Origin of the sequence: Brevibacterium sp. W7.2 (assembly GCF_018137945.1) — a bacterium.
Classification (GTDB): domain Bacteria; phylum Actinomycetota; class Actinomycetes; order Actinomycetales; family Brevibacteriaceae; genus Brevibacterium; species Brevibacterium sanguinis.
Genome location: NZ_CP073089.1, coordinates 3,788,759 through 3,811,284, shown reverse-complemented (window position 1 = coordinate 3,811,284; position 22,526 = coordinate 3,788,759). Strand labels below are relative to the sequence as shown.

Below are 22,526 nucleotides of genomic sequence, written 5' to 3'. Positions count from 1 at the left end.
GTCCGGGCAGTTCCTCAAGATTACTATTCTTCGCTCGTCCCATGTCCCAGTCGCCTCGGCGGCTAACCCTCGTCTCCGCTGGAGTCCCCGCCTGCGTTCGTGCCGTTTCCGTTGTTGCCGTTGGCGTTGGCTCCGCCGTTCGGGTTCGACCCGGGATTCGAGTTCGCGCCGTTGCCGGAATTCGAGGACCCTCCGCTCTCCGAGCCCGACTCCGAGGACGAGCCTGAGTTCGAGTCCGAGGAGGAGCCGCTGTCCGAATTCGACGACGAGCCGGTCTCGGAGTTCGACGAGGATCCGCTGTTCGAGTTCGACGACGACCCGGAGTCGGACGATGAGCCCGAGTTCGAACCGCTGCCCGACCCCGAATTCGAGCCGGAGTCGCTGCTCGGTTCGCTCGGCCGCGAGGTCCGCGTCGGTTCGGGTGCCGGCTCTTCGGCCGGCCCTGAGGAGATGTAGAGGGTGACGGTGTCGCCCTCTTCGAAGGTGTAGCCGCCGCCGTCGGCCTCGCCGACATCGGCGACGGTGCCCTGGGCGCGGTTCGAGTCGATCGTCTCCGTGTCGACGCGCAGGCCCTGCCGTTCGAGGTTCTGCGTCGCCGAGGACTCGGACTGCCCGATGTAGTCGTTTCTGTCGATCTCGATCTCCTGCGGCGCCTGCGAGGTCGTCGCACTCGTCGACGGGGCGGGAGCCGGCTCCTCGCCGTTCTGCCCGAGGAAGTACCAGAGGAGGGACCCGACGGCGATGAGCGCGAGGATCGCGAGGACCCAGATGAGGACCCTGCCCTTCTTCGACTGCTTCTTCTCCAGCTCATCATCGGTGCCGTTGGGATCGTTCGGGTCACCCGCGGCGACGGCCTGGTTGTAGCCCGTTCCCGTGGGCGGACCGTAGCCGGGCTGCTGGTCGGCGCTGTAGACGCGGGTCGCATCGTTGCTCGAGGTGGTCGGCAGGACCTGCGTCGAGGGCACCGGGTCGGGGTCGTTGAAGACCTGCGTGAGCGCCTCCGATGCGGCGTTGCCGTGGCGCATCTGCGGCAGCGCGGCCTCGGCGGCGGCGACGTTGCCCACGGCCAGCGCCTCGGCGGCCTTGGCCACGGCCATCGCATCGTCGGGCCGGCGTTCGGGCTTCTTCTCGAGCAGGGAGTCGACGAACCGGCGCATCGGCTCGGAGACCGTGTCCGGCAGCGGCGGGTGCTGCTGGTTGACCTGGGCGATCGCGATCGCGACCTGCGAGTCCCCGGTGAAGGGGCGCTGGCCGGCAAGCGCCTCGTAGGCGATGATGCCGAGCGCGTAGAGGTCGGATCCGGGACCCGAGCCCTTGCCGGTGGCCTGTTCGGGCGCGAGGTACTGGGCGGTGCCCATGACCTGACCGGTCTTCGTCAGCGGCGCCTGGTCGGTGACCCGGGCGATGCCGAAGTCGGTGATCTTCACCCGGAAGTCCGGGGTCATGAGGATGTTGCCGGGCTTGATGTCGCGGTGGACGACACCGACCTTGTGCGCGGCGCCGAGCGCCTGTGCGGCCTGCGAGACGATGCTCAGCGTGTCCTCTTCGGACAGCGGGGCGCTGCGTTCGATGATCGTCGACAGGGGTTCGCCGGGCACGTACTCCATGACGAGGTAGGGCGAGCCGTCCTCGTCGCCGTAGTCGTAGACGCCGGCGATGCCGGGATCGGAGACGCGGCCCATGTTCTGCGCCTCGGCGCGGAAGCGGGCGAGGAACGTCGAGTCCGAGAGGTATTCGTCCTTGAGGATCTTCGCGGCGACCTCGCGTCCGAGCACGGAGTCGACGCCCTTCCACACCTCGCCCATGCCGCCCACGGCGATCCGCGAGGTCAGGGTGTACCGGTTCCCCAGCTGAGTGCCTTCACTCGGCCTCATTTGTCGACCACCGCTTCCATCATGTCCTTGGCGATCGGTCCGGCGACCGTCGCTCCGTAAGCTTCATTGCCGGCGTTGCCGCCGTTCTCGACGACGACCGCGACCGCGATCTGCGGGTCGTCGGCAGGGGCGAAGGAGATGAACCACGCGTGCGGGGCCGCGCCCTGCGCGTGCTGGGCGGTGCCCGTCTTCGCCGCGACCTGGACGCCGGGGATCTGGGCCACCGAGGCGGTGCCGTCGGTGACGACGCCCTGCATCATCGTATTGAGCTCTTCGGCCGTCTGACCGGAGACGGGACGTGAGAGCTCCGTCGGCCTCGTCTCCGTGATCGGCTCGAGGGTGTTCGCGTTGAGCACGCGGTTGACGAGCTCCGGCTTCATCATTCTGCCGTCGTTGGCGATGCCGGCGGTCATCATCGCCATCTGCATCGGCGTCGAGCGCACCTCGAACTGGCCGAGCGAGGACTGCGCGAGCTGCGGGGGGTTGAGGTCGGAGGGGAACGTCGACGGGGTCACGGTGAGCGGGATCGAGAGGTCCTGGCCGAAGCCGAACTTCGCGGCCTGCTCGGCGATCGCGTCCTCACCGAGATCCATGCCGAGGGAGGCGAACGACGTGTTGCACGATTCGGCGAGCGACTCCGCGAGAGTGGGGCGACCACCGCTGCGGCAGGCCCCGGCGTGCGAGTTGCTGATCGTCGCCGTCGTCTGCGGCAGATCGAGGGTGGCCGGGCCGTTGAGCCGCGAGTCCGGCGTGTAGTCGCCCGATTCGAGGGCGGCGGCCGCGACGAGGACCTTGAAGGTCGAGCCGGGCGGGTAGAGGTTGCCGCCGATCGCGCGGTTGTAGGCCGGGTTCTCCGGGTCGTTGTTGAGCTGCTCGAACGCCGACCGCGCCTCATCCGGATTGTGGCTGGCGATCGGGTTGGGATCCCAGCCCGGCGTCGAGGCCATCGCGAGGATCTTCCCGGTCTTCGGGTCGAGCGCGACCGCCGCACCGGTCTGGTTGCCGAGGCCGTCCCAGGCCGCCTGCTGGACGTCGGGGTCGACGGTGAGCTCGACCGCGGCACCGCGCGGCTGCTCACCGGTGAAGAAGCTGCCGACCTTGTCGTAGAAGAGGGCGTCGGAGTCACCGGAGAGGTAGTCACCGGCGGCGCGCTCCATGCCCGAGGCGCCGGAGACGATCGAGTAGTACCCGGTCATCGACGCGTACGCGCGAGGGTCGAGGCCGTCGGAGCCGTACTGGCGCTGGAACCGGTAGCGGTCGTCGACGGGCTCGGAATAGGCGATCGGCGTGCCGTCGACGAGGATCGGTCCGCGGTCGCGGGAGAGCTGATCGAGGATCTGCCGGTTGTTGAGCGGGTTGGCGTTGAGGGAGTCGGCGGTGACGAACTGCACCCAGCTCGTCGAGCCGAAGAGCAGGGCGAACATGACGAAGCCGACGACTCCGATGTGCGTGAGCGACTTCTTCATCGGTCTCCTCCCTGGGAGGGCTCGTCGGTCGGGCGCTGGTCGGGGCCGCTGGGGCGGCGGGTGCTGAGGTTCGTCGTGACCGCCTCGTCGGCGGGAGTCGTCGCGTGGACCGTCGTCGGCGACTCATCGCTGCCGGTCCGGTCAGCAGGGTTGATCCGGTCGCCGGGGTTGTTCCAGTGATCAGCGTCGGGCTGGTCGCCGTCGTCGTCGGACTTCTTCCGGCGGCGCGCCGAGGCGGTCGTGGAGTCCGCGTCTTCGGTGATCTTGAGGACGCCGGTGTGGAATTCGTCGACCGGGCGGCGGGCATTGTCCGACATCCGCAGCAGGAGGGCGATGATCACCCAGTTCGCGACCAGGGACGAACCGCCTTGGGCGAGGAACGGCGTGGTCAGACCGGTGAGCGGGATGAGGCGGGTGACGCCGCCGACGACGACGAAGACCTGGAGGGCGATCGTGAAGGAGAGCCCCGCGGCGAGCAGGGTGCCGAAGCCGTCGCGAAGCTTCTGCGCGGTGCGGATGCCGCGTTCGAAGATGAGGAGGTAGCAGAGCAGGATGACGAAGAGACCGGCCATGCCGAGCTCCTCGCCGAAGCTCGCGTAGATGAAGTCGGATTCCGCGTAGGGGACCATGTTCGGTCGGCCCTCGCCGAGCCCGGTGCCGACGAGACCGCCGTTGGCCATCCCGAACAGGCCCTGGACGAGCTGGTAGGACCCGCCCGGCGTCTTGTTGTACTCCTCGGCCGTGAGCGCATTCAGCCAACCGTCGATGCGCTGCTGGACGTGGGAGAAGAGCAGGGTCGCGAGGACGGCGCCGGCGGCGAAGAACGACATGCCGATGATGATCCACGAGACCTTCGAGGTCGCGACGTAGAGCATGGCGACGAAGAGGCCGAAGAAGAGGAGGGAGGTGCCGAGGTCGCGTTCGAAGACGAGGACGCCGACGCTGGCGATCCACGCGATGACGATGGGACCGAAGTCGCGCAGCCGGGGGAAGCGGATGCCGAGGATCTTCGGGCCCGCGAGCACGAGCTGGTCGCGGTAGGCGACGAGGTAGCCGGCGAAGAAGATCGCGAGGAGGATCTTCGCGATCTCACCGGGCTGGAACGACAGCGGTCCGATGCCGATCCAGATGCGGGCGCCGTTGATCGTCCTGCCGAGGCCCGGGATGAGGGGCAGCAGGAGGAAGAAGAGGGCGAGGAAGCCCGAGACGTAGGTGTAGCGGCGCAGCCAGCGGTGGTCGCGGAGGACGATGAGCACGGCGATCGCGAGCCCCACGCCGAGCGTCATCCAGATGAGCTGCTGGGTGGCGCTGTCGAGGAACTCCACGCGACCGAGGTCGACGCGGTGGATCATCGCCAGGCCGAGTCCGTTGAGGAGGACGGCGATGGGCACGAGGACGGGGTCGGCGTACTTCGCCTTCCACCACACGACGATGTGGATGAGGAGGGCGAGAGCCGTCAGCCACGCCATGTAGCCGTAGATGTCGGTCGGCATGGCATCGTCGACGCCGAGCCCGACGAGCGCGTAGGCACTCGTCGAGGCGATGATCGCCAGGATGATGAGCCCGAGCTCGGCCAGGCGGTAGGGCCTGGGCCGGGCTGCCTGGGAGACGGAGTCTGACATCACTGCGACTCCTGAGTGATCGCGTCACTGGGTTCGGCGCTCTGCCCGTTCGGCGGGGAGGGGGCGGGATCGCTCGGCGCGGTCGCATCCTCGGCGTTGCCGGAGACGGTGCCGGCGCTCTCGGCCTCCCGGCGGAGATTGTCGATGATCCGGTCGGCCTCTTCGCGGGAGTCGGCCTGGATCGAGCTGCGAAGCCGGTCCTGGGAGAAGCTGTTGAGCGAGTCGACCTGGATGTCGGTGGTGTCCTCGAGGCGGCTGAGCTCGATGGGGCCGAGCGTCGTGTCGAGGCCGCGGTAGAGCGTGACCTGGCCGTTCTCGTTCGTCAGGTAGTAGTGGTTGTTGATGTAGTTGTAGGCGAAGAAGCCGGCCACGGCGAGGGCGATGATGACGATGGCGGCGATGATCCACCCGAGGTAGGAGCGCTTCTCGACGTCCTCAGGCTCGTCGTCCTCGTCGGACTCGGCCGCATCCTCGGTCTCGTCCTCGGTCAGTGTCCGCACGGACCCGGCGGGCACCTCGGCGGTGGGTTCCTGCCCGGAATCACCGGACCCGGCATCGGTCACGGTCTGCAGGGGCACGGTGTCGGTGGGGATATCGGTGTTCGCGAAGTCGTGCTGCGCGGTCGCGCCGTCGCCCTCGGGGCGGGTGCCGATCGTCGCGTACTGCGGGTTGAGGTGGACGGAGCCCACGGACTTGCCCTGGGCGGTCTCGACGGTGCCCTCGATGACGTCGCCGATGACGACGGTGACGTTGTCGGCGCCGCCGCCGGCCAGAGCGAGGTCGATGAGCTGGCGGCAGGCCTCGTCGGGGTCGGCCACCTCGGCGAGGACCCGGGTGATGTCGCCGATATCGGCGAACCCGGTGAGGCCGTCGGAGCAGAGCAGCCAGCGGTCGCCGACGTGGGCCTCCCGCAGGGAGAGGTCGAGGTCAGGGGACGTGCCGACGTCGCCGAGGACCTTCATGACGACGGAGCGCTGGGGGTGGGTGTCGGCTTCCTCGGCGGTGATGCGGCCCTCGTCGACGAGCATCTGGACGAAGGTGTGGTCGTGGGTGACGGCGTGGAGTTCGCCGTCGCGGTAGACGTATCCGCGGGAGTCGCCGATGTGGGCGAGGGCGAAGCGGTTGCCCGGCGCGCGCAGGAGGGCGGTGACGGTCGTGCCCATGCCGGCGAGTTCGGGCTGTTCGGCGACGCCGCGGCAGATGCGGTCGTTGGCGTCGAGGATCGAGGTGCGGAGGATCTCGAGGGCGTCCTCGCCCCCGGTCTCGCGGTCGAGTTCGGCGAGGCGGGCGACGGTGATCGCCGAGGCGACGTCACCGCCGGCGTGCCCGCCCATGCCGTCGGCGATGAGGAGGAAGTTGGGACCCGCATACCCGGAGTCCTGGTTGTTCTTGCGCACGAGCCCGGTGTGAGACCGGGCTGCGGAGCGAAGGGTGATCGTTCCGTCGGTCGTCACGATTGGGTCTCCAACGTCGTATGTCCGATGGTGATCTGAGTGCCGATGCCAAGGTCGAACGGGGCGGTGATGCGCGAGCCGTCGACGAACGTGCCGTTCGTCGAGCTGAGGTCCTCGAGCACCCAGGCGCCGTTCCGCGCGATGATGCGGGCATGGTGGCTCGAGGCGAAGTCGTCGTCGATGACGATCGTGTTGTCCGGCGCGCGCCCGAAGGTCACGGGTGCCCCGGAGAGGATGAGCGAGGTGCCGGCCATCGGACCGGCGGTCACCCGGATCGAGCCGGGATTCGCCCGCGGCACCGGACGCGAGGGCGCCGGCGGCTGCTGGGCCGGACGGTTCTGGGCCTGGTTCTGCGCCTGCTGATTGTGCGCCTGCTGGTTCTGGGCGGGGGCGGACTGGCGCGAGGAGCCCCGCGCGGCCTTGTTCTTCTTCGACTTGCGGGGTCCGCGCCGCGCGCCGAAGATGTCCCGCCTGAGCACGCCTGCCACCCCGAAGACGAAGAGCCAGAGGATGACGAAGAACGCGAACCGGAAGACGGTGACGGTGAATTCGCTCACAGAGTGTCCTGTTCGGTGTAGCGCACATCGGCGTCGCCTGCCGTGAGCACATCACCGTTGCTGAGGTTGGCGGAGGTCAGTTTGCGTCCGTGGAGCAGCGTGCCGTTCGTCGAGCCGAGGTCGTTGGCGACGGCATGGTCGCCCTCGACGACGATCTCGAAGTGGCGGCGCGAGACACCGGGGTCGTCGATGACGAAGTCCGAGCTGTTCGACGAGCGTCCGAAGACGTTGCTGCCCTGACGCAGAGGGTAGGTCTGTCCGTTGATGTCGACGCTCGCCTCGATCGTGCGCTGCCGGGCCGGGGCGGCCTGGCGGATCGGGGTCGCCGACCGCGCGGGCTCGCTCGAGCGCCGCGGCGCGGCCTGGCGCTGCGGCACGGGACGGGAGGTCGAGGCCGGGGCCGGTTCGACGATGTTGTGGGAGCGGGAGACCGGGTCGTAGCCGCCGCGGTTGGCCGGCTGGGCCGCCGGCGACCCGTCGGGGCGCTGGGTGCTCGAGACGACGCGGTACATGCCCGTGTCGAGGTCGTCGGCTTCGACGAAGTCGACGGACACCGGCCCGACGAAGCTGTACGCCTGCTCGATCGCGTGGTCGCCGATGACCTGGCGGAGATCGGCCCGCAGTTCGGTCTCGATGCCGGAGAGGCGCTCGAAGTCGGCGGGTGAGAGCTCGATCGTGTAGTGGTTCGCCGTCAGGGTGCGTCCGCGGGAGACGACGGCTGCCTTGTTGTCGGCTTCGCGGCGCAGGGCCCCGCCGAGTTCGACGGGTTCGACCTGGGAGCGGAAGGCCTTCGCGAAGGCGCCGTTGACGACGTTCTCCAGTCCCTTCTCGAAGCGATCGAGAATTCCCATGGCACCTCCTCCGGTTCGGCATCGTCTGTCTCGTGTTCGGGCGGTCGGCCAGAACGTGGGCACATGGTCTGCACTGCTCTTTCGCGTGGGCGTGACCGTATCCGGCGCGAGGCGCCGTTTCGGGTACACCAACACCCAATCCTAACGCGGAGGCGCTCTCATCTCACGTCCTGCGCGATCTCGGGGCGCACCTCGGCGGGGATTCACTGTGCGCGTTCAGCCTGGCAGGACGCGTTGAGCGGTCCGGCAGTGACGGGGGAGTCGAGGGCTGCGTTGGGGCGCGGCGGCGGGGTGCGGGGGCATCGCGGTGGCGGGGTGCGGCGGCATCGCGGTGGCGAAAGTGTGAAGGTCGCCACTTTTCGGAGGTTTCTGCGGGGATTTCGGTCGATTTCGCCTGATTTCGCGGGTTCACGGGCCCTCTGAGTTTCTTGAAATCCGCGCGGCGATGATAAAGTCTTCTCTTGTTCGCGCGAGTGGCGGAATTGGTAGACGCGCTGGCTTCAGGTGCCAGTGATCGCAAGGTCGTGGGGGTTCAAGTCCCCCCTCGCGCACCAGCGAACATGAGCCCCTCACCGGCCCGATCAGGGTCAGGTGAGGGGCTCTTCGCATGCCTGCTTCCTGTCCGCCCCGCACATCACCCGTCCCGCGAGCGTGTGCGCCAGTCGAAACTGAGATGGCCAGGTCCGGTACTGGCCATCTCAGTTTCAACTGGCCACAACTCGACTGGTCACAACCTGTCGCGCACTCATGAGAGCGGTTCGACATCGCGCTCCGCCGCTCCCTGCAACCTCTGTCGTCGCACCGCGCCCGGGGTCGACCCGACGATTCGGGTGAACGCGCGGTTGAACGCGGCCTCCGAGCGGTAGCCGAGGTCGCCCGCGAGCGTCGCCGCCGTGACCTCGGTGTCCCGCAGCCGCGACTGGGCGATGGCCATCCGCCACCGCGTGAGGTAGGCGATCGGGGCCTCGCCGACGAGGTCGGTGAACCGGGCGCTGAATGAGGATCGCGACATCCCCGCAACCCGTGCGAGGCGCTCGAGCGTCCACTCCTCACCGGGGCCGTCATGGATCGCCTCGATGACCCGGCCGATGCGCTCATCCCGCAGGGAGCGCAGCCACCCGGCGCCCGCCTCGGCGTCGGAGTTCATCCACGACCGGATCGCCTGGACGACGAGGACATCGGCCAACCGCGTCGCCACGGTCTCCGCTCCCGGCTGCGGATGCGCGAGCTCGGCGGCGATGAGCCGGAGGGTGTCGCGCACCGAGGAGGCGACGCCCGCCTCATCCCCGCTGACCCGCAGGATCGCCGGCAGGCTGCGGACGAGCTGCCGGGCGGCCGGATCATCGAAACCGACGATCCCGCAGATCAGCCGCGTCGTCGGGCCCGCGCCCCCGTACCGGAGGACGGAGTAGCTCTCGCCGAGGTACTCCTGCGGCAGGAGATCGACGCGCGGTCCGCGCGGGGCCGCGGGATCGCTGAGGAGATCGTGACCGCGCCCGTGCGGGACGAGCGCGAGGTCACCGGCGGCGAGCTCGACGGCGTCCTCCCCGGGCAGGCGCAGCCAGCACGACCCGGCGATGAGGACGTGGAAGCTCACGGAGTCGGCGATCGCGGGCATCTCGAGCGACCACGGGTCACCGAACTCGGAGTGGGAGCAGAACGTCGAGCGCATCCGCAGGGTGCCGAGCACCCGGGCGAGCCGATCCTCGCCGCCGGGCGCCTCAACAGCCCGACCGGCCGCCGATCGTCTCTGCGGTGCTCGCGTCCCCGGTGCCCCCGTCGCGGGTGCGGCGTTCTTCGGTGCGCTCATCATGTCGGCATCGTGTCACAGCCCGCCCGCGGCGACCAGGGCTCGGTTCGATCAACCGACTCGTTCGGACGATCGGGCAAGAAGTGCGGCCGTTCGGGCATGGAGTGTCCGAGATGACGTCCGTAGCGTCGGAGAGGCAGACAGATCAGCCACTCCAACAGATCAACCACCGTAGTAGAGAAGCAGTAGAGAAGGAGTCCACCATGTTCGTCATCGCAGGAGCCACCGGACGCGTCGGATCGGCCACCGCCCACACCCTCATTGACGCCGGCGCCGAGGTCCGCGTCCTCGTCCGCCGGGAGGCCGACGCCGCACCGTGGCGTAAGGCCGGAGCCGAGATCGCGACGGTCGACCTCACCGACCGCGCGGGGCTGACTGCCGCCCTGACCGGGGCCGCAGGGTTCTTCGCTCTGCTGCCGTTCGACCTCGGCGCCGCTGACCTCGACGCCCATGCCGAGCTGCTGAGCGACGCGATCGCCGGGGCCGTCGCCGAGGCGGGTGTTCCCCACGTCGTCATGCTCTCCTCGGGCGGCGCCGACCTCGCCGCGGGCACCGGCCCGATCACCGGACTCCACCGTCTCGAACGGGCACTGGGCGAGACCGGTACGACGCTGACGGCCCTCCGGTCCGGCCACTTCCAGGAGAAGGTCTCCGACGTCATCGACCTCGCCCGGGAGACCGGCACCTACCCCGTGTTCGCGCCCACCGCCGAGGCGCCCGTGCCGATGGTCGCGACCCGTGACCTCGGGGCGGTCGCCGCCCGCGCACTGCTCGCCCCGCCGCCGTCGAGCGAGGCCGTCGACATCATCGGGCCTTCCCGGTCCGAACGGGAGGTCGCCGAGGTGCTCGGTCGTGCCCTCGGTCGCGCGCTCACCGTCGAGATCGTCCCCGAGCCCGCGTGGGCGCCCGGGCTCACCGCGGCCGGGTTCGCGCCCCACGTCGCCGACAGTCTCGCCGAGCTCTACCGAGCCGATGCCGCGGGACTCCTCGCTCCGCGGGGCGACCGGCGCATCACGGTGACGACGACGGTCGAGGAGACGATCGCGGAACTCGTCGGCCACGCTTCCGACGCGGACGCTCCGTCATGATCACCGGTGTCCTCATGATCACCGAACTCCTCGCGGCGGCGACGCTGACGAACGGACTGCTCGCCGGGCTGTTCTTCGCGTTCGTCTGCGCGATCTCGCCCGCCTATCGGAGACTCGACGACGGAGAGTTCGTCCGCGGATTCCGTGCGATCAACTCAGTGATCCTCCGCCCGACATTCCTCGTCGTCTTCGTCGGCGCCCCTCTCACCGCGGTGGCCGCTGCCGTGACGGGCACGCTGAGGATCGGGGTCGAACCGGGAGAGCTCGGAATCGCCTCCGACCCGGCGGGAATGGCGCTGCTGTGGATCGGGGCGGCCGCCTCGGTGGTCTCCTTCCTCATCACCGCCACCGTCAGTGTCCCCCTCAACCAGGGTCTCGACCGGGCGCCGATCCTCACCCCGGCGGACCACACGGCGGCTCGGGTGACCTTCGAAACCCGGTGGAACCGCGCGAACCTCGCGCGCACGCTGACGTCGACGCTGTCGGTTCTCGCGCTCGCGTCCGCGCTCGCCCTCGGATGACTCGCCCCAGCCCCGGATGCAGGGCCCCAGCTCCCGACCCGGCTGTTGCCGAACCGGAACAGGATGAGCACCCCTCGGGCCGCGACCGCGCATAGATTCGCTTCCATGACCTCGATTCGTTCCGCCGCAATCGCGCTCGCCGCCGTGCTCGGTCTGACACTGACCGCCTGCACAGCCTCGACGCAAGACGATCCGGACCTGCCGCCCGAGGCGCAGGTGCAGCTGAGCCCGCAGGGTGACAAGGGCGCGTGGCTCACTGATGCGTACGCGGCCGGATTCGTCGCGCAGTACGCGACGGCGAACGAGGTCTGCGCGGTGACCGACGACATGGCGATCGAAGTCGAGCGCGGGATCGGCGGGGACTCGACAGTGATGGGCAGACAGCTGCGCGGCGGTCAGATCCTCTGGGAGATCGACGATGCGACCTGCGGGCAGGAAGCGCTGCTGCCCGGGGACCCGGACTCGTCGGTCCCTGCCGCGTCCGCGGCGACGGTCGTCGTCGGGAGCCGGTGGCAATCGGGGATGCGCGCCTGGAGCCTCGTCGATCCGGCCACGGGAACCGAGCGGCAGGCCCTGGGGTTGGGACCCGAGGTCGCGAGCGCTCAGCCGGTGGCCTGGGCCGGCACCCGCGTCGTCGTCCGGACGGGCGTCGAGGACCTCGTCGGACTCGACATGGGCACAGGCGAGAAGAAGGGGAGCGAGGTGTGGCGCAGTCCCGTCGCGGCCGGCTCCGAGGTGACCGTCCTCGCCGACGATCTCCTCGGGGTGACGAACCAGCGGGGCAAGCGGATCACCGTTCTCGACCTCGAATCCGGCGAGGAGAGGCTGTCGACCGCCGTCACCCGGCCCGACTGGATCACGTGGGCCAGCGACGGATATGTCGAGAAGATCCAGGAGACCGACCCCGAGTACGCCTTCGTCGACCTCGACGGCCGCGAGGTCGACCGCACGACGGGCGTCTCGCAGTACACCTTCGTCCCAGAGCCCCGTCAGGGCGTGACGTTCCCCCTGTCCGACCACCGGCAGGCCGGCACCGTCGTCGGCGTCGATGCGACGGGGACCCCCGCGCTCACCGAGGACGCCGCACGCCGCATCTTCACGCGCTCCGGTGAGATCGCCGAGCTGCCCGACAGCCTCATCATTCTCCAGGGTGTGAGCGCCGACGGCTCGCTGCTCCTCTTCCCCGGCACTCCCGACGGACTCGTCCTCATCGACGACGCCGGCGAACAGGTCGCCTCCTGGCCGCTGGGGTTCTCGGAGCTGCGGATCGAATCGGGGCTCATCGTCATCCGGGGAGAATCGGGGACCTCGGTGCTCCTCCCCGGCGAGGTCTAGTCAGCTCTCGCCGAGGCGGTGTGCGATCCCCGTGTCAGCGGCGCGCAGTAGGGTTGACCCATGCCGAGTGAGACCGCGCCGTCGATCGCGTGGTCCGTCATCGGTGCCGCGCGCCGCGACGAACAGGCGGGCCCGGGCGACGACGGCATGGTCACCGTCGTCGATCTCGACGCGTCCGGGGCGGAGATCGCCCGAACCGACCTCGCCGAGGCGGCCCTTCCCGACCTCGTCCGTGCCCGTGAGCGCAGTGCTCGATCGCCCGATGACCTCGGCGCGCGCCCTGCCCCTGCGCCGAGGTGGGTGCTCAGCGACACCCCCAAGTGGTCCCCGGCACTGCTTGCGGCCGGGGTGCGCATCGACCGCGCCCACGACCTCAGGCTCGCTCATGCGATCCTCGTCCGCTCCGAACTCGTCACCGAGCCCACGGCGCTGCGGGCCGCCGCGGAGTGGGATGCCGGACCCGTCACCGCCCCTGCCGTCGGGCAGGCGGAGACCCTCTTCGACGTCACCGGCGGGCGCGGGCGCCCGAAGGAGGTGCCCCATGACATCGACGCCGCCCTCGCCGAATTCGCCCGGCAGCAGGCGGCGCTGACGACCGCGACCGACCCGGGACGACTGCGCCTCCTGCTCGCCGCGGAATCGGCCGGCGGCCTCGTCGCCGCGGAGCTACACGCGGCCGGAGTGCCGTGGGACGTCACCGAGCATGAGCGGATCCTCACGGACCTCCTCGGCGAGAAGCCGGCTGCGGGCGCGAAGCCGGCGAAGATGCTCGCCGTCGCCGAGGAGGTCCGGGCCGCCCTCGACGATCCCCGCGCGAACCTCGATTCCCCGACCCGCCTGCTCGCCTCCCTGCGCAACGCCGGGATCAACGTGTCCTCGACGTCGAAGTGGGAGCTCGCCGAATCCGACCATCCGGCGATCGAACCGCTGCTGCGCTACAAGAGGATGGGCCGGCTGCTCTCGGCCAACGGCTGGCACTGGCTCGCCGAATGGGTGAGCGAGGGCCGGTATCGTCCCGTCTACGTGCCCGGCGGCGTCGTCACCGGTCGCTGGGCGGCCAGCGGCGGTGGGGCTCTGCAGATCCCCCGGCAGCTGCGCCCGGCACTGCGAGCCGACGACGGGTGGACCCTCATCTCCGCCGACGTCTCCCAGCTCGAGCCCCGGGCGCTCGCCGCGATGTCCGGCGACCGGGCGATGGCCGAGGCCGGGCGCGGGCGCGACCTCTACTCGGGACTCGTCGACGAGGGGATCGTCGCGACCCGGCAGGAGGCGAAGATCGCCGTCCTCGGGGCGATGTACGGATCGACGACGGGGGAGGCCGGCCGGCTCGTCCCCCGCCTGCGCACCTCGTTCCCTGCGGCGATGCGCCTCGTCGACACCGCCGCCGAGGCGGGACTGCGCGGCGGGATCGTCACCACCTGGCTGGGACGGTCGTCCCCGGCGCCGAGTGACGGCTGGCGGCAGGTGCAGGCGCAGGCGAATGCGTTCGATGCGACCCCGGCCGATGAGAACCGGGCGAGGCGGGCCGCAGGGGACTGGGGGCGCTTCACCCGCAACTTCGTCGTGCAGGGCACCGCCGCGGAATGGGCCCTCGCGTGGCTCGCCGATCTGCGTCTGCGCCTCGCGCGTCTCCCGGAGCTCGACGAGGGGCGGGCGGACGCCTCCGGACCGGTGTTCGCCGGGCGCGCCCACCTCGTCTTCTTCCTCCACGACGAGGTCATCGTCCACGCGCCGGCAGCGCAGGCCGACGCTGCGGCCGAGGCGATCAGGGAGGCGGCCGCCTCGGCGGGACGACTGCTCTTCGGCGACGCTCCCGTCGACTTCCCGCTCGAGATGACGATCGGAGAGCGCGCCGCCGCGAAGTGACAAGGCACCTGGTGTCCGACCGGCGGTCATCGTCACGTCAGGGGCACGATGTAGGGTGTCCCCAGATCAGCAACACGCCGCTGCACACACCGGAGGTCACCCATGGCAATCACCGTCAAGGCACTGCAGAAGACCGGGCCCGAGGAGCCCTTCCGCGTCGCGGAGATCGAGCGCCGCGACCCGCGTCCCGACGACGTCGTCATCGACATCCGAGCCGCCGGCATCTGCCACAGCGACATCCACACCGTCCGCAATGAATGGGGCGAGGTCGACTTCCCGCTCGTCGTCGGCCACGAGATCGCCGGAGTCGTCTCCGCCGTCGGCGCGGACGTCACCGACTGGAAGGTCGGCGACCGCGTAGGGGTCGGCTGCCTCGTCGACTCGTGCGGCGAATGCGTCGAATGCCTCGCCGACCAGGAGCAGAACTGCCTGCGCGGCAACGTCGGCACGTACAACTCGACCGACGTCGACGGCACCATCACCCAGGGTGGGTATGCGGAGAAGGTCGTCGTCAACGAGCGCTTCGTCCTCCGCATCCCCGACGGCCTCGACTTCGACGTGGCCGCCCCGCTGCTCTGCGCCGGCATCACGACCTACGCGCCGCTCAACCGCTGGGGCGCGGGCGAGAAGAAGGCCGGAGCGCCGAAGAAGGTCGCCGTCCTCGGGCTCGGCGGTCTCGGGCACATGGGCGTCCAGATCGCGGCGGCCATGGGCGCCGAGGTCACCGTGCTGTCCCGGAGCCGCAAGAAGGAGCAGCTCGCCATCGACCTCGGGGCGCAGCGGATGCTCGCGACGACCGACGAGGACTTCTTCTCCGAGCACCGCGGCGAGTTCGACCTCATCCTCAACACGATCAGCGCCGACATCCCCGTCGATCGGTACCTGCGTCTGCTCGCACCACGCGGTGTCATGGCCGTCGTCGGACTGCCGCCGACCAAGCAGGAGCTCTCCTTCGGATCGCTCATCGGCGGCGGCAAGGTGCTCGCCGGGTCGAACATCGGCGGCATCGCCGAGACCCAGGAGATGCTCGACTTCTGCGCCGAGCACGGCATCGCCGCCCAGATCGAGACGATCGACATCGCCGAGGCGGACTCGACCTACGACCGCGTCGTCGCCGGTGAGGTCTACTTCCGCGCCGTCATCGACATCGCCTCGCTCAGCGCCGCTGAAGCTGTGTCTTCCTGAGGCCGGCCGCGTCAGAGCATCGTCGCCGCGCTCGCCACGAGGGCGAAAGCGGCGACGATGACGGCGACGCGGACGACGTGGAGGCGGTCCCAGCGCCGCATCTGCGCGCGCCAGTCGTCCGGGTGGTCCTCGGCCGTCCACGCCTTCGTTCGGTTGTTGATCGGCACGAGGAGGGCGGTGGACATGACGACGCTGACGACGAGCAGCGCTGCCGCGACGCCGAACAGGGCGGCTTCCGGCCGTCCCCTCAGGAGCACTGAGAGCACGACAGTGACGACGAGCGAGCCGATGTAGAAGATCGGCATCGTCCGTCCGAGCAGGCGCGCCCCATCGGCACGGCCGGCGATCGCAGTTCCGGCCGGCAGGCGGAGGAGCACCGGATGGAGCGCGAAGGCGACGGCCGCCTCGATCCCGACGAGCAGGCCGATGACGATGATTGCGACGACGGCAGTGAACGGTTCCATGATGAGTCCTTCATCTAGCGGCGCTAGACAATCTAGCACTGCTAGAATAGGGCGGGTCGGGTGAGAGCGCAAGAAGGGAGTCGTGGTGGCGAAGTCGTCGAAGGCGGACCAGACGGAGACGCGGACGTCCGCGCGCCGCGCGGCGATTCTCGTCGCCGCCCGTGACCGCGCTGAGGCCGAGGGGTGGGCGGCGGTGACGACGCGTCGTCTCGCCGAGGCGATCGGCTATTCGCAGCCGGTGCTCTACGGACATTTCCCCGGCGGCAAGACGGAGATCATGCGCGCGGTCGCCCTCGAGGGATTCGTCGAACTGCGACTGCGGTGCGCAGCCGCGGTCGAGCAGGCAGCGGACGCCGCGGCCGTCGACGCGCTTGCCGGGGCCTACCTCGACTTCGCGGGGGACCACCCTGCCGTCTACGAGGCCATGTTCGCGCAGCCGATCGGTGCGCGCTTCGCCGAGGAGGACAACGAACCGGAGCTGCGCGGCGCCTTCACCGTGCTCGCCGAGGTGATCGGCGACGACACCGCCGCCGAGGTGTTCTGGAGTGCGCTCCACGGCATGAGCCTGCTCGAGGCGGCCGGGCGGATGAAGATCGAGGACCGCAGTCGGCGCATCGGGGAGCTGACCGCACGGTTCCCGTGAGGCTGGGCGTCGGCGAGACGGCTGGGAGTCCCGCCTCGGCGAGATCGCTATCGTTGACGGTGATGACGGATGACAGTGATGACAGTTGACAGCGATGACAGATGACGGGCGGCAGACGATGAGCGGATACCGGCAGCGGCTGCGCACGGTGCCGCTCGGCCTGCTCATCCTCTACACCGCGTTCATCGCGCTCGTCACGCTCACCCCGCAGCAGCTCGACACGAGCCCCGACTCGTTCGTCGCGCGTCTCCTCGCCGTCCTCGCCTCCCACGAGTCGACGGCGTGGATCGACTACGTGACGCTCGAGAAGCTCGCCAACGTCGGACTCTTCGTCCCGTTCGGCTTCCTCCTCGCCCTGCAGCTGGGCCCGCGGCGCTGGTGGATCGGCTGGGTCGCGGGTCTCGTCTTCACGTGCCTCATCGAAGGCACCCAGCTCACCCTGCTCTCACCCACGCGGTTCGGCACCGTCAGCGACCTCGTGACGAACACGCTCGGCGCCGGTCTCGGAGCCGCTCTCGCGCTGCTGGTCATGCTCATCTGGCCCCCGCGCACCGGGAAGGAGCCCGTCGACTACGTCGTGCGGTGAGGCGGCTTCTGTGAGGTGTCGGCCGGTCCCTCGAGGGCATCGATGCAGGTGTCGAGTGTCGCGCCGAGGCGCTTCCGCCCCGCCTGGTCGAGGCCGGCGACCATGCGCTCCTCGATCCCCTCGACCAGTCTCGACGCCTGAGCGAGCAGGGTCTGCCCGTCGGCAGTCAGCGTCGTCGGCCGGGCTCGTCCCGACTCGACGGTGTCGGGTCGGGTGACGAGGTCGCGATCCTGCAGGCCGCGCAGCAGCGTGTTCATCGCCTGCCGGGTGACGAACGCGCCGCGGGCGAGCTCCGAATTCGATGCGCCAGGGCTGCGCTTGAGCAGCTCGAGGCACGCGTACTGCGGCGTCGAGAGGCCGAGCGGTCGGAGGACTTCGTCCATCCGCGACTTCAGCAGAGACTGCAGGTGCTTGAGCTGATAACCGATCAGCGATTCGAGGCGAGGACTCTCTTGACTCATGTCAATATTCTGACATACGGTGGGAATGTCAGAAACCTGACATATGACAGTTCCGATGAGTTCGCGGTGACGAGAGCAGCGTCGGAGCGTGAGGGAAGGAAGCAGTCATGATCGTCAACGGAGTGGATTTCGTCGCCCTGCAGGTGCGCGATGTCGAGGACGCCGCCGACTTCTACGAGACGCGGCTCGGGCTCACCCGAGCGCCGGCCAGTCCTCCCGGCGCCGTCGTCTTCGCGACTGAGCCGATCCCCTTCGCCGTCCGCGAACCGCTGCCCGGTGTCGATCTCGACGCCGTCGAGCGGCCGGGAACCGGGGTGGCGCTGTGGCTGAGCTGTGTGGGCACCGCAGAGCTCCATGACGCACTCGCCGAGGCGGGGGTGGAGATCCTGCGACCGCCGTCCCAGAGTCCGTTCGGTCTGACGTTCACGTTCAGCGATCCGGACGGCTACGCGGTCACCGTGCACGAAGCGGGGGTGTGACCTGGCCGCCTCGGCGATCGGACCGCCTCGGCGATCAGGTTGCCTGGGCGATCAGGCCGCCTCGGCGAGGTCAGCGGGATCGGCGTCCGGGGACCCAGCAGGCCACCTCGGCGCTGTAGTCGTCGAAGTCGGCACCGAAGCGCTGCCGCAGATCCGCCTCCTCATGGGGGCGGATCATCCAATTCCACAGCAGGGACCCGGCGATCGCGTAGACGATGACGAGCCACGATTCGATGAACATGCCGATCGCCACGCCCTGGACGACCCCGGCGACGGCCATGGGATTGCGGACGAAGCGGTACGGGCCGTCGTCGACGAGGCGGTTGGGCATCGCCGACGGCAGCGGGGTGCCCCCGCCGTAGCGCGCCATCGTCACCGCTGACCAGATGCCGAGCGCGCTCGCGAGGACGAGGAGGGCGAAACCGGCGAGGACGACGAGGAAGGGGAACTTGACGTCGAGCTGCCACCGCTCCTCGAGGGACTTGATGATCCACGGGAGGATGACGAGGAAAACGCCCCAGAAGCACACGAGCTGGGCGAACGTGCGCATGAGAAGCGCGTTCTCACCGTCGGTCCGGGAGCTGCGGAAGGCGAACGGTCCGACGAGGAGGCGCTCGCTCGGCACGCGTCCGCAGACGACGAGGGACCCGGCGACGACGCCGGCGACGGCGGCTGCGATCATGGCGACCGCGCCGAGTCCGGCCTGCGTGGTCACGGTCGCGTAGACGGCCATGCCGAGGGCGACGAGGATCGTCCACGGCACGACGACCCACACCGCCAGGCGGACTCCGAAGGCGACGGCCGCCGAGGCGAGGACGAAGAGGGGGATGTCGAAGACGGCGACGACGATGGGGTCGAGCGGTCCGAGGGTCGCGGTGCGCACGCCGGGCATCGTGAAGACGCCTGCCCACCATGCGGCGCCGAGGAGGGCCTGGAGTCCGAACCAGACGCGACCGTGGACCGCGGTGACCGGCACATCGGTCGAGCGGAGTGCGTTCGTCATCGTCCTGCCCTCACGCGTTCGCGGTGCCGGTGAAGCACACTGTCGTCGGGCCGCCCACCCAAATGGTGTCGCCGTCCCGGGTGATCGAGATGACGCCGGCACGGCCGATCGCCGTGCCCTGTGTCGCGGTGTAGGCATCCGGAACGAGGCCCGAGCCCATCAGCCACTGGGCGACGGAGGCATTGAGGCTGCCGGTCACGGGATCCTCGGCCACCCCGACCCCGGGGACGAACGCGCGGACCTCGTACTCATGGTCGGACCCGTGCGGGTGAGCGCCGACGACGCCGAGCTTCGTGTCCGGGATCGCCGAGAAGTCGGGGGTGAGCGCGAGCACCTGCTCTGCGGAGGCGAGCCTGACCGCAGCCCAGCCCGGACCATTGTCGACCCACGCGTGGTCGAGGATCTCGCTGCGATCGATGCCGATGGCGGCGGCGATGTCGGACACGAACGATTCGTCGAGGGGGCCGGACCGGAGGAGATCCGGGGCGGCGAAAGCGAGCTGATCTGCGGGGGTGTCTGTGTCTGTGCTGTCTGCGGCGGTGCCTGAGCTGTCTGCGGCGATGCCACGGCGCAGCTCGACGAGACCGACCCCGCACTCCTGGACGAGACGGTCCGCGCGCCGGGGCTGTCCGCCCGCGTGCAGCCACGCCGCCGCGGAGCCGAGCGTCGGATGTCCCGCGAAGGGCAGCTCGCGGGTCCTCGTGAAGATGCGCAGGCGGTAGTCGGCGCGGTCGTCGGTGGGCGGGAGGACGAACGTCGTCTCCGAGAGGTTCGTCCAGTTCGCGATCTGCGCCATCTCGTCGTCGCTCAGGCCTTCGGCGTCGAGGACGACGGCGACGGGATTGCCGTGATAGGGAACGCTGGAGAAGACATCGACCTGGGCGAACGCGCGCTCGCGGGGCATGGAGACTCCTTACCGTGTGCTGGGCCTGTGACCATCGTAGTCACGGAAGCTCAGGGTTCCCGGACAGTGGGGGCCGCCTCGGCGAACTTCCCCTCCCTTCGATCTTAAGCGACAGGGAGGATTGTCGCGGACGGACTGCCGGGCCAGGGCGCCGGGCAGGGATCCCGGGAAGGCAGAGATGAACTCACGGGCAACACGTTCACCGCGGCGTCGACCTGCGTCCATGTGGCGGTGTCACCGCAGGTCAGCCGTGCCGCGCGAGGTCTGGTCCCGAGCCGTCTGCGGACGCTCCCGGCCCATTCACCGACCAGCATCTCAGCGTTCAAGCAGATCATGCCCGGGGTTCATTCAACCTCGCGACACTGGTCCGGTTGCCCGATGACCCCCGACCATGACGGAGGATGCCGATGAGCCTGACGCGGACGAGCTCGGCGCAGCGTGAACAGCGCACACGCGGACTCCGCGAATGGGCGATCTTCGCGGCATTCATCGGTCCGAACATCCTCCTCATCCTCGCGTTCATCTACTATCCGCTCGCCTCGAACGTCTACTACTCCCTGCTCGACTGGCGACTCGGATCGAACAGCGCCGATTTCATCGGATTCGGCAACTACGTCACCCTCTTCACCTCGCCGACCGGCCTCGACATGTGGCGGGTCACCCTGATCTTCACGGTCTCGACGGTGGTGATCTCGATGGCCCTCGGTCTCGCGCTCGCCCTCGTGCTCAACAAGCAGATCCCCGGCCGGACGGTCGCCCGGACGGCTGTGTTCTCCCCGTACGTGCTCTCCGGGGTCGGCGTCGGCATGGTCTGGAACTTCATCTTCGACCCGCAGCTCGGTCTCCTCTCCCACGTCTTCGCCTTCTTCGGCCGGAACTCCCCGGAGTGGTACCTCGACCCGGACCTCGCCCTGCTCATGGTCATCGTCGTCTACGTGTGGAAGAACCTCGGCTACTGCGCCGTCGTGTATCTGGCCGGGCTCCAGTCGCTGCCCAGGGACCTTCTCGAAGCAGCGGCGATCGACCATGCCGGTCCTCTCCGCAGGTTCGTCTCGATCAGCCTCCCCCTGCTGGGGCCGACGACGTTCTTCCTCGTCATCACCACGATCCTGTCGTCGATGCAGGCCTTCGACATCCTGCGCATCATGACACCCAACGGCAACGGCACGAACACGATCGTCTTCGAGCTCTTCCTGCAGGGATTCGGCGTCTACCAGCGCGCCGGGTACTCCGCCGCGATCTCCGTCGTCCTCTTCGCCGCCCTCTTCGTCATCACGGCGGTGCAGATGCGCTACGTCGAACGGAAGGTGCACTACTCATGAGGACGCAGAAGACCGTCGCCGAAGCGGGACCGGAGACGCCTGTCCGCGACGGTGGAGCGGCGGCGGGCAGCGGTTCCTCCGGAACCGGGGCGACCACCTCGGCGAGCCGACAGGATCCGTCCCCGCGGAAGCGGGACCGCGCGACGTGGAGTCAGGCCTTCGCCCCACGGAATCTGGCCGACACGATCCTCACCGGCTATCTGCCGCTGCTCATCGCCATCGCGCTCATCGTGGTGCCCCTGGCATGGATGGTCATCGCCTCGTTCAAGCCCCCGGGTGAGATCATCACGCTGACGCCGACGCTGCTGCCGCAGGAACCGACGCTCGGCAACTACGAGGCCGTCGCCGACCGGGTGCCGCTCGGGCGGATCCTCCTCAACAGCGTCATCGTCACCACGGTCGGGTCGGTGATCAAGGTGGTCCTGGCGATCACCTCAGCCTACGCTCTCGTCTTCATCAGGGTGCGGTTCAAGAACGTCATCTTCCTCGGCATCCTCGTCGCCCTCATGGTCCCGCCCGAGGTCGCACTGCTGCCGAACTACCTGACGATCTCCGCCCTCGGGGGACGGGACACGCTGTGGGGGATCCTGCTGCCGGGACTCGGCACGGCCTTCGGCACGTTCCTGCTGCGTCAGCAGTTCAAGACCCTGCCCGTCGACATGCTCGAGGCCGCCGAACTCGACGGTGCCGGGCACTGGAAGCGACTGTGGCGCATCGTCGTCCCGGTCTCCGCGCCGGCCATCGCGACGGTGGCGCTGGTGACGATCGTGACCGAATGGAACTCCTTCATGTGGCCGCTCGTCATCACCGACACCCCGGAGAACATGACGCTGCCCGTCGGCCTCAATCTCCTCCAGTCGGTCGAGGGGCAGACGGGCAGCTACGGATACCTCATGGCCGGCGCGGTCCTCGTCATCGTTCCCGTCCTCATCGTCTTCGCCGCGCTGCAGCGCCACATCGTCTCCGGCCTCACTCAGGGTGCCGTGAAGTAGACCGTCCGAACCCCGAATCCGACCTCCACCCGCCACCCACCCA

Annotated in this window: 21 protein-coding genes and 1 tRNA gene; 11 read left to right on the top strand and 11 right to left on the bottom strand. The window is 69.3% G+C overall.

Going from position 1 to position 22,526, the window contains the following annotated elements; genetic code table 11:
- Positions 1-62: 62 nt before the first annotated feature.
- From J9315_RS17135 to J9315_RS17110, 6 genes are read right to left on the bottom strand one after another with little or no spacing between them, the layout of a single operon-like run.
- Positions 63-1,874, bottom strand: coding sequence for a protein kinase (locus J9315_RS17135; protein WP_211978489.1), 1,812 nt, complete (start codon positions 1,872-1,874; stop codon positions 63-65).
- The gene (locus J9315_RS17130; RefSeq protein ID WP_211978488.1) at positions 1,871-3,340 is read right to left on the bottom strand and encodes a penicillin-binding transpeptidase domain-containing protein; all 1,470 of its coding nucleotides are present in this window, start codon (positions 3,338-3,340) and stop codon (positions 1,871-1,873) included. The genes J9315_RS17135 and J9315_RS17130 overlap by 4 nt, the downstream gene beginning before the upstream one ends.
- Positions 3,337-4,962: an FtsW/RodA/SpoVE family cell cycle protein gene (locus J9315_RS17125; protein WP_211978487.1), complete on the bottom strand. Its 1,626-nt coding sequence runs from the start codon at positions 4,960-4,962 to the stop codon at positions 3,337-3,339. The genes J9315_RS17130 and J9315_RS17125 overlap by 4 nt, the downstream gene beginning before the upstream one ends.
- Positions 4,962-6,416 carry a PP2C family serine/threonine-protein phosphatase gene (locus tag J9315_RS17120; protein WP_211978486.1) on the bottom strand — a complete coding sequence of 485 codons (1,455 nt, stop codon included), beginning with the start codon at positions 6,414-6,416 and terminating at the stop codon, positions 4,962-4,964. Before J9315_RS17120 ends, J9315_RS17125 begins: the two co-directional genes overlap by 1 nt.
- Positions 6,413-6,973, bottom strand: a complete 561-nt coding sequence (locus J9315_RS17115; protein WP_211978485.1) for an FHA domain-containing protein — start codon at positions 6,971-6,973, stop codon at positions 6,413-6,415. The genes J9315_RS17120 and J9315_RS17115 overlap by 4 nt, the downstream gene beginning before the upstream one ends.
- Complete coding sequence (locus J9315_RS17110) at positions 6,970-7,824, bottom strand: DUF3662 and FHA domain-containing protein (protein WP_211978484.1); 855 nt, start codon at positions 7,822-7,824, stop codon at positions 6,970-6,972. The genes J9315_RS17115 and J9315_RS17110 overlap by 4 nt, the downstream gene beginning before the upstream one ends.
- 467 nt (positions 7,825-8,291) lie before the next feature.
- On the opposite strand from J9315_RS17110, the gene J9315_RS17105 reads away from it, so the two are divergent.
- Positions 8,292-8,378 (top strand) — tRNA-Leu (locus J9315_RS17105).
- Between the two features lie 191 nt (positions 8,379-8,569).
- Here J9315_RS17105 and J9315_RS17100 read toward each other — a convergent pair.
- On the bottom strand, positions 8,570-9,637 hold the full coding sequence (locus tag J9315_RS17100; protein WP_249120961.1) for an AraC family transcriptional regulator: 1,068 nt from the start codon (positions 9,635-9,637) through the stop codon (positions 8,570-8,572).
- A gap of 200 nt (positions 9,638-9,837) precedes the next feature.
- Here J9315_RS17100 and J9315_RS17095 point away from each other — a divergent pair, with 200 nt between their 5' ends.
- The 5 genes from J9315_RS17095 to J9315_RS17075 all read left to right on the top strand — a co-directional run bounded on the left by J9315_RS17095 (position 9,838) and on the right by J9315_RS17075 (position 15,629).
- Positions 9,838-10,722 carry an NmrA family NAD(P)-binding protein gene (locus J9315_RS17095; RefSeq protein ID WP_211978483.1) on the top strand — a complete coding sequence of 295 codons (885 nt, stop codon included), beginning with the start codon at positions 9,838-9,840 and terminating at the stop codon, positions 10,720-10,722.
- The gene (locus J9315_RS17090) at positions 10,719-11,243 is read left to right on the top strand and encodes an anthrone oxygenase family protein (RefSeq protein WP_211978482.1); all 525 of its coding nucleotides are present in this window, start codon (positions 10,719-10,721) and stop codon (positions 11,241-11,243) included. Before J9315_RS17095 ends, J9315_RS17090 begins: the two co-directional genes overlap by 4 nt.
- A 105-nt stretch (positions 11,244-11,348) precedes the next feature.
- Complete coding sequence (locus J9315_RS17085) at positions 11,349-12,578, top strand: hypothetical protein (RefSeq protein WP_211978481.1); 1,230 nt, start codon at positions 11,349-11,351, stop codon at positions 12,576-12,578.
- Positions 12,579-12,638: 60 nt separating this feature from the next.
- Positions 12,639-14,444, top strand: a complete 1,806-nt coding sequence (locus J9315_RS17080) for a bifunctional 3'-5' exonuclease/DNA polymerase (RefSeq protein WP_211978480.1) — start codon at positions 12,639-12,641, stop codon at positions 14,442-14,444.
- A 102-nt stretch (positions 14,445-14,546) separates the two neighbouring features.
- Positions 14,547-15,629, top strand: a complete 1,083-nt coding sequence (locus J9315_RS17075; protein ID WP_211978479.1) for an NAD(P)-dependent alcohol dehydrogenase — start codon at positions 14,547-14,549, stop codon at positions 15,627-15,629.
- A gap of 11 nt (positions 15,630-15,640) precedes the next feature.
- Here J9315_RS17075 and J9315_RS17070 read toward each other — a convergent pair whose 3' ends face one another.
- Positions 15,641-16,093, bottom strand: a complete 453-nt coding sequence (locus J9315_RS17070) for a DUF1772 domain-containing protein (protein ID WP_211978478.1) — start codon at positions 16,091-16,093, stop codon at positions 15,641-15,643.
- An 85-nt stretch (positions 16,094-16,178) separates the two neighbouring features.
- Between J9315_RS17070 and J9315_RS17065 the strand changes: the two genes are divergently transcribed.
- On the top strand, positions 16,179-16,736 hold the full coding sequence (locus J9315_RS17065; RefSeq protein WP_211978477.1) for a TetR/AcrR family transcriptional regulator: 558 nt from the start codon (positions 16,179-16,181) through the stop codon (positions 16,734-16,736).
- 94 nt (positions 16,737-16,830) lie between these two features.
- Positions 16,831-17,322, top strand: coding sequence for a VanZ family protein (locus J9315_RS17060; RefSeq protein WP_249120960.1), 492 nt, complete (start codon positions 16,831-16,833; stop codon positions 17,320-17,322).
- On the opposite strand, the gene J9315_RS17055 is transcribed toward J9315_RS17060, so the two are convergent.
- Complete coding sequence (locus J9315_RS17055) at positions 17,307-17,783, bottom strand: MarR family transcriptional regulator (protein WP_211978476.1); 477 nt, start codon at positions 17,781-17,783, stop codon at positions 17,307-17,309. The two genes, J9315_RS17060 and J9315_RS17055, sit on opposite strands and share 16 nt — an antisense overlap.
- 107 nt (positions 17,784-17,890) lie before the next feature.
- On the opposite strand from J9315_RS17055, the gene J9315_RS17050 reads away from it, so the two are divergent.
- Complete coding sequence (locus J9315_RS17050) at positions 17,891-18,262, top strand: VOC family protein (protein ID WP_211978475.1); 372 nt, start codon at positions 17,891-17,893, stop codon at positions 18,260-18,262.
- A 70-nt stretch (positions 18,263-18,332) separates the two neighbouring features.
- Here J9315_RS17050 and J9315_RS17045 read toward each other — a convergent pair whose 3' ends face one another.
- Together J9315_RS17045 and J9315_RS17040 are read right to left on the bottom strand one after the other, a co-directional pair.
- Positions 18,333-19,265: a methyltransferase gene (locus tag J9315_RS17045; RefSeq protein WP_211978474.1), complete on the bottom strand. Its 933-nt coding sequence runs from the start codon at positions 19,263-19,265 to the stop codon at positions 18,333-18,335.
- 10 nt (positions 19,266-19,275) lie between these two features.
- Entirely contained in the window at positions 19,276-20,169 is an 894-nt protein-coding gene (locus tag J9315_RS17040; protein ID WP_211978473.1) for a PhzF family phenazine biosynthesis protein, read from the bottom strand.
- A gap of 407 nt (positions 20,170-20,576) precedes the next feature.
- Here J9315_RS17040 and J9315_RS17035 point away from each other — a divergent pair, with 407 nt between their 5' ends.
- Both J9315_RS17035 and J9315_RS17030 read left to right on the top strand, forming a co-directional pair.
- The gene (locus tag J9315_RS17035) at positions 20,577-21,491 is read left to right on the top strand and encodes a sugar ABC transporter permease (protein WP_211978472.1); all 915 of its coding nucleotides are present in this window, start codon (positions 20,577-20,579) and stop codon (positions 21,489-21,491) included.
- A complete protein-coding gene (locus tag J9315_RS17030) occupies positions 21,488-22,483 on the top strand; it encodes a carbohydrate ABC transporter permease (protein ID WP_211978471.1) in 996 nt (331 codons plus the stop codon). Before J9315_RS17035 ends, J9315_RS17030 begins: the two co-directional genes overlap by 4 nt.
- The last annotated feature ends 43 nt before the right edge of the window (positions 22,484-22,526 follow it).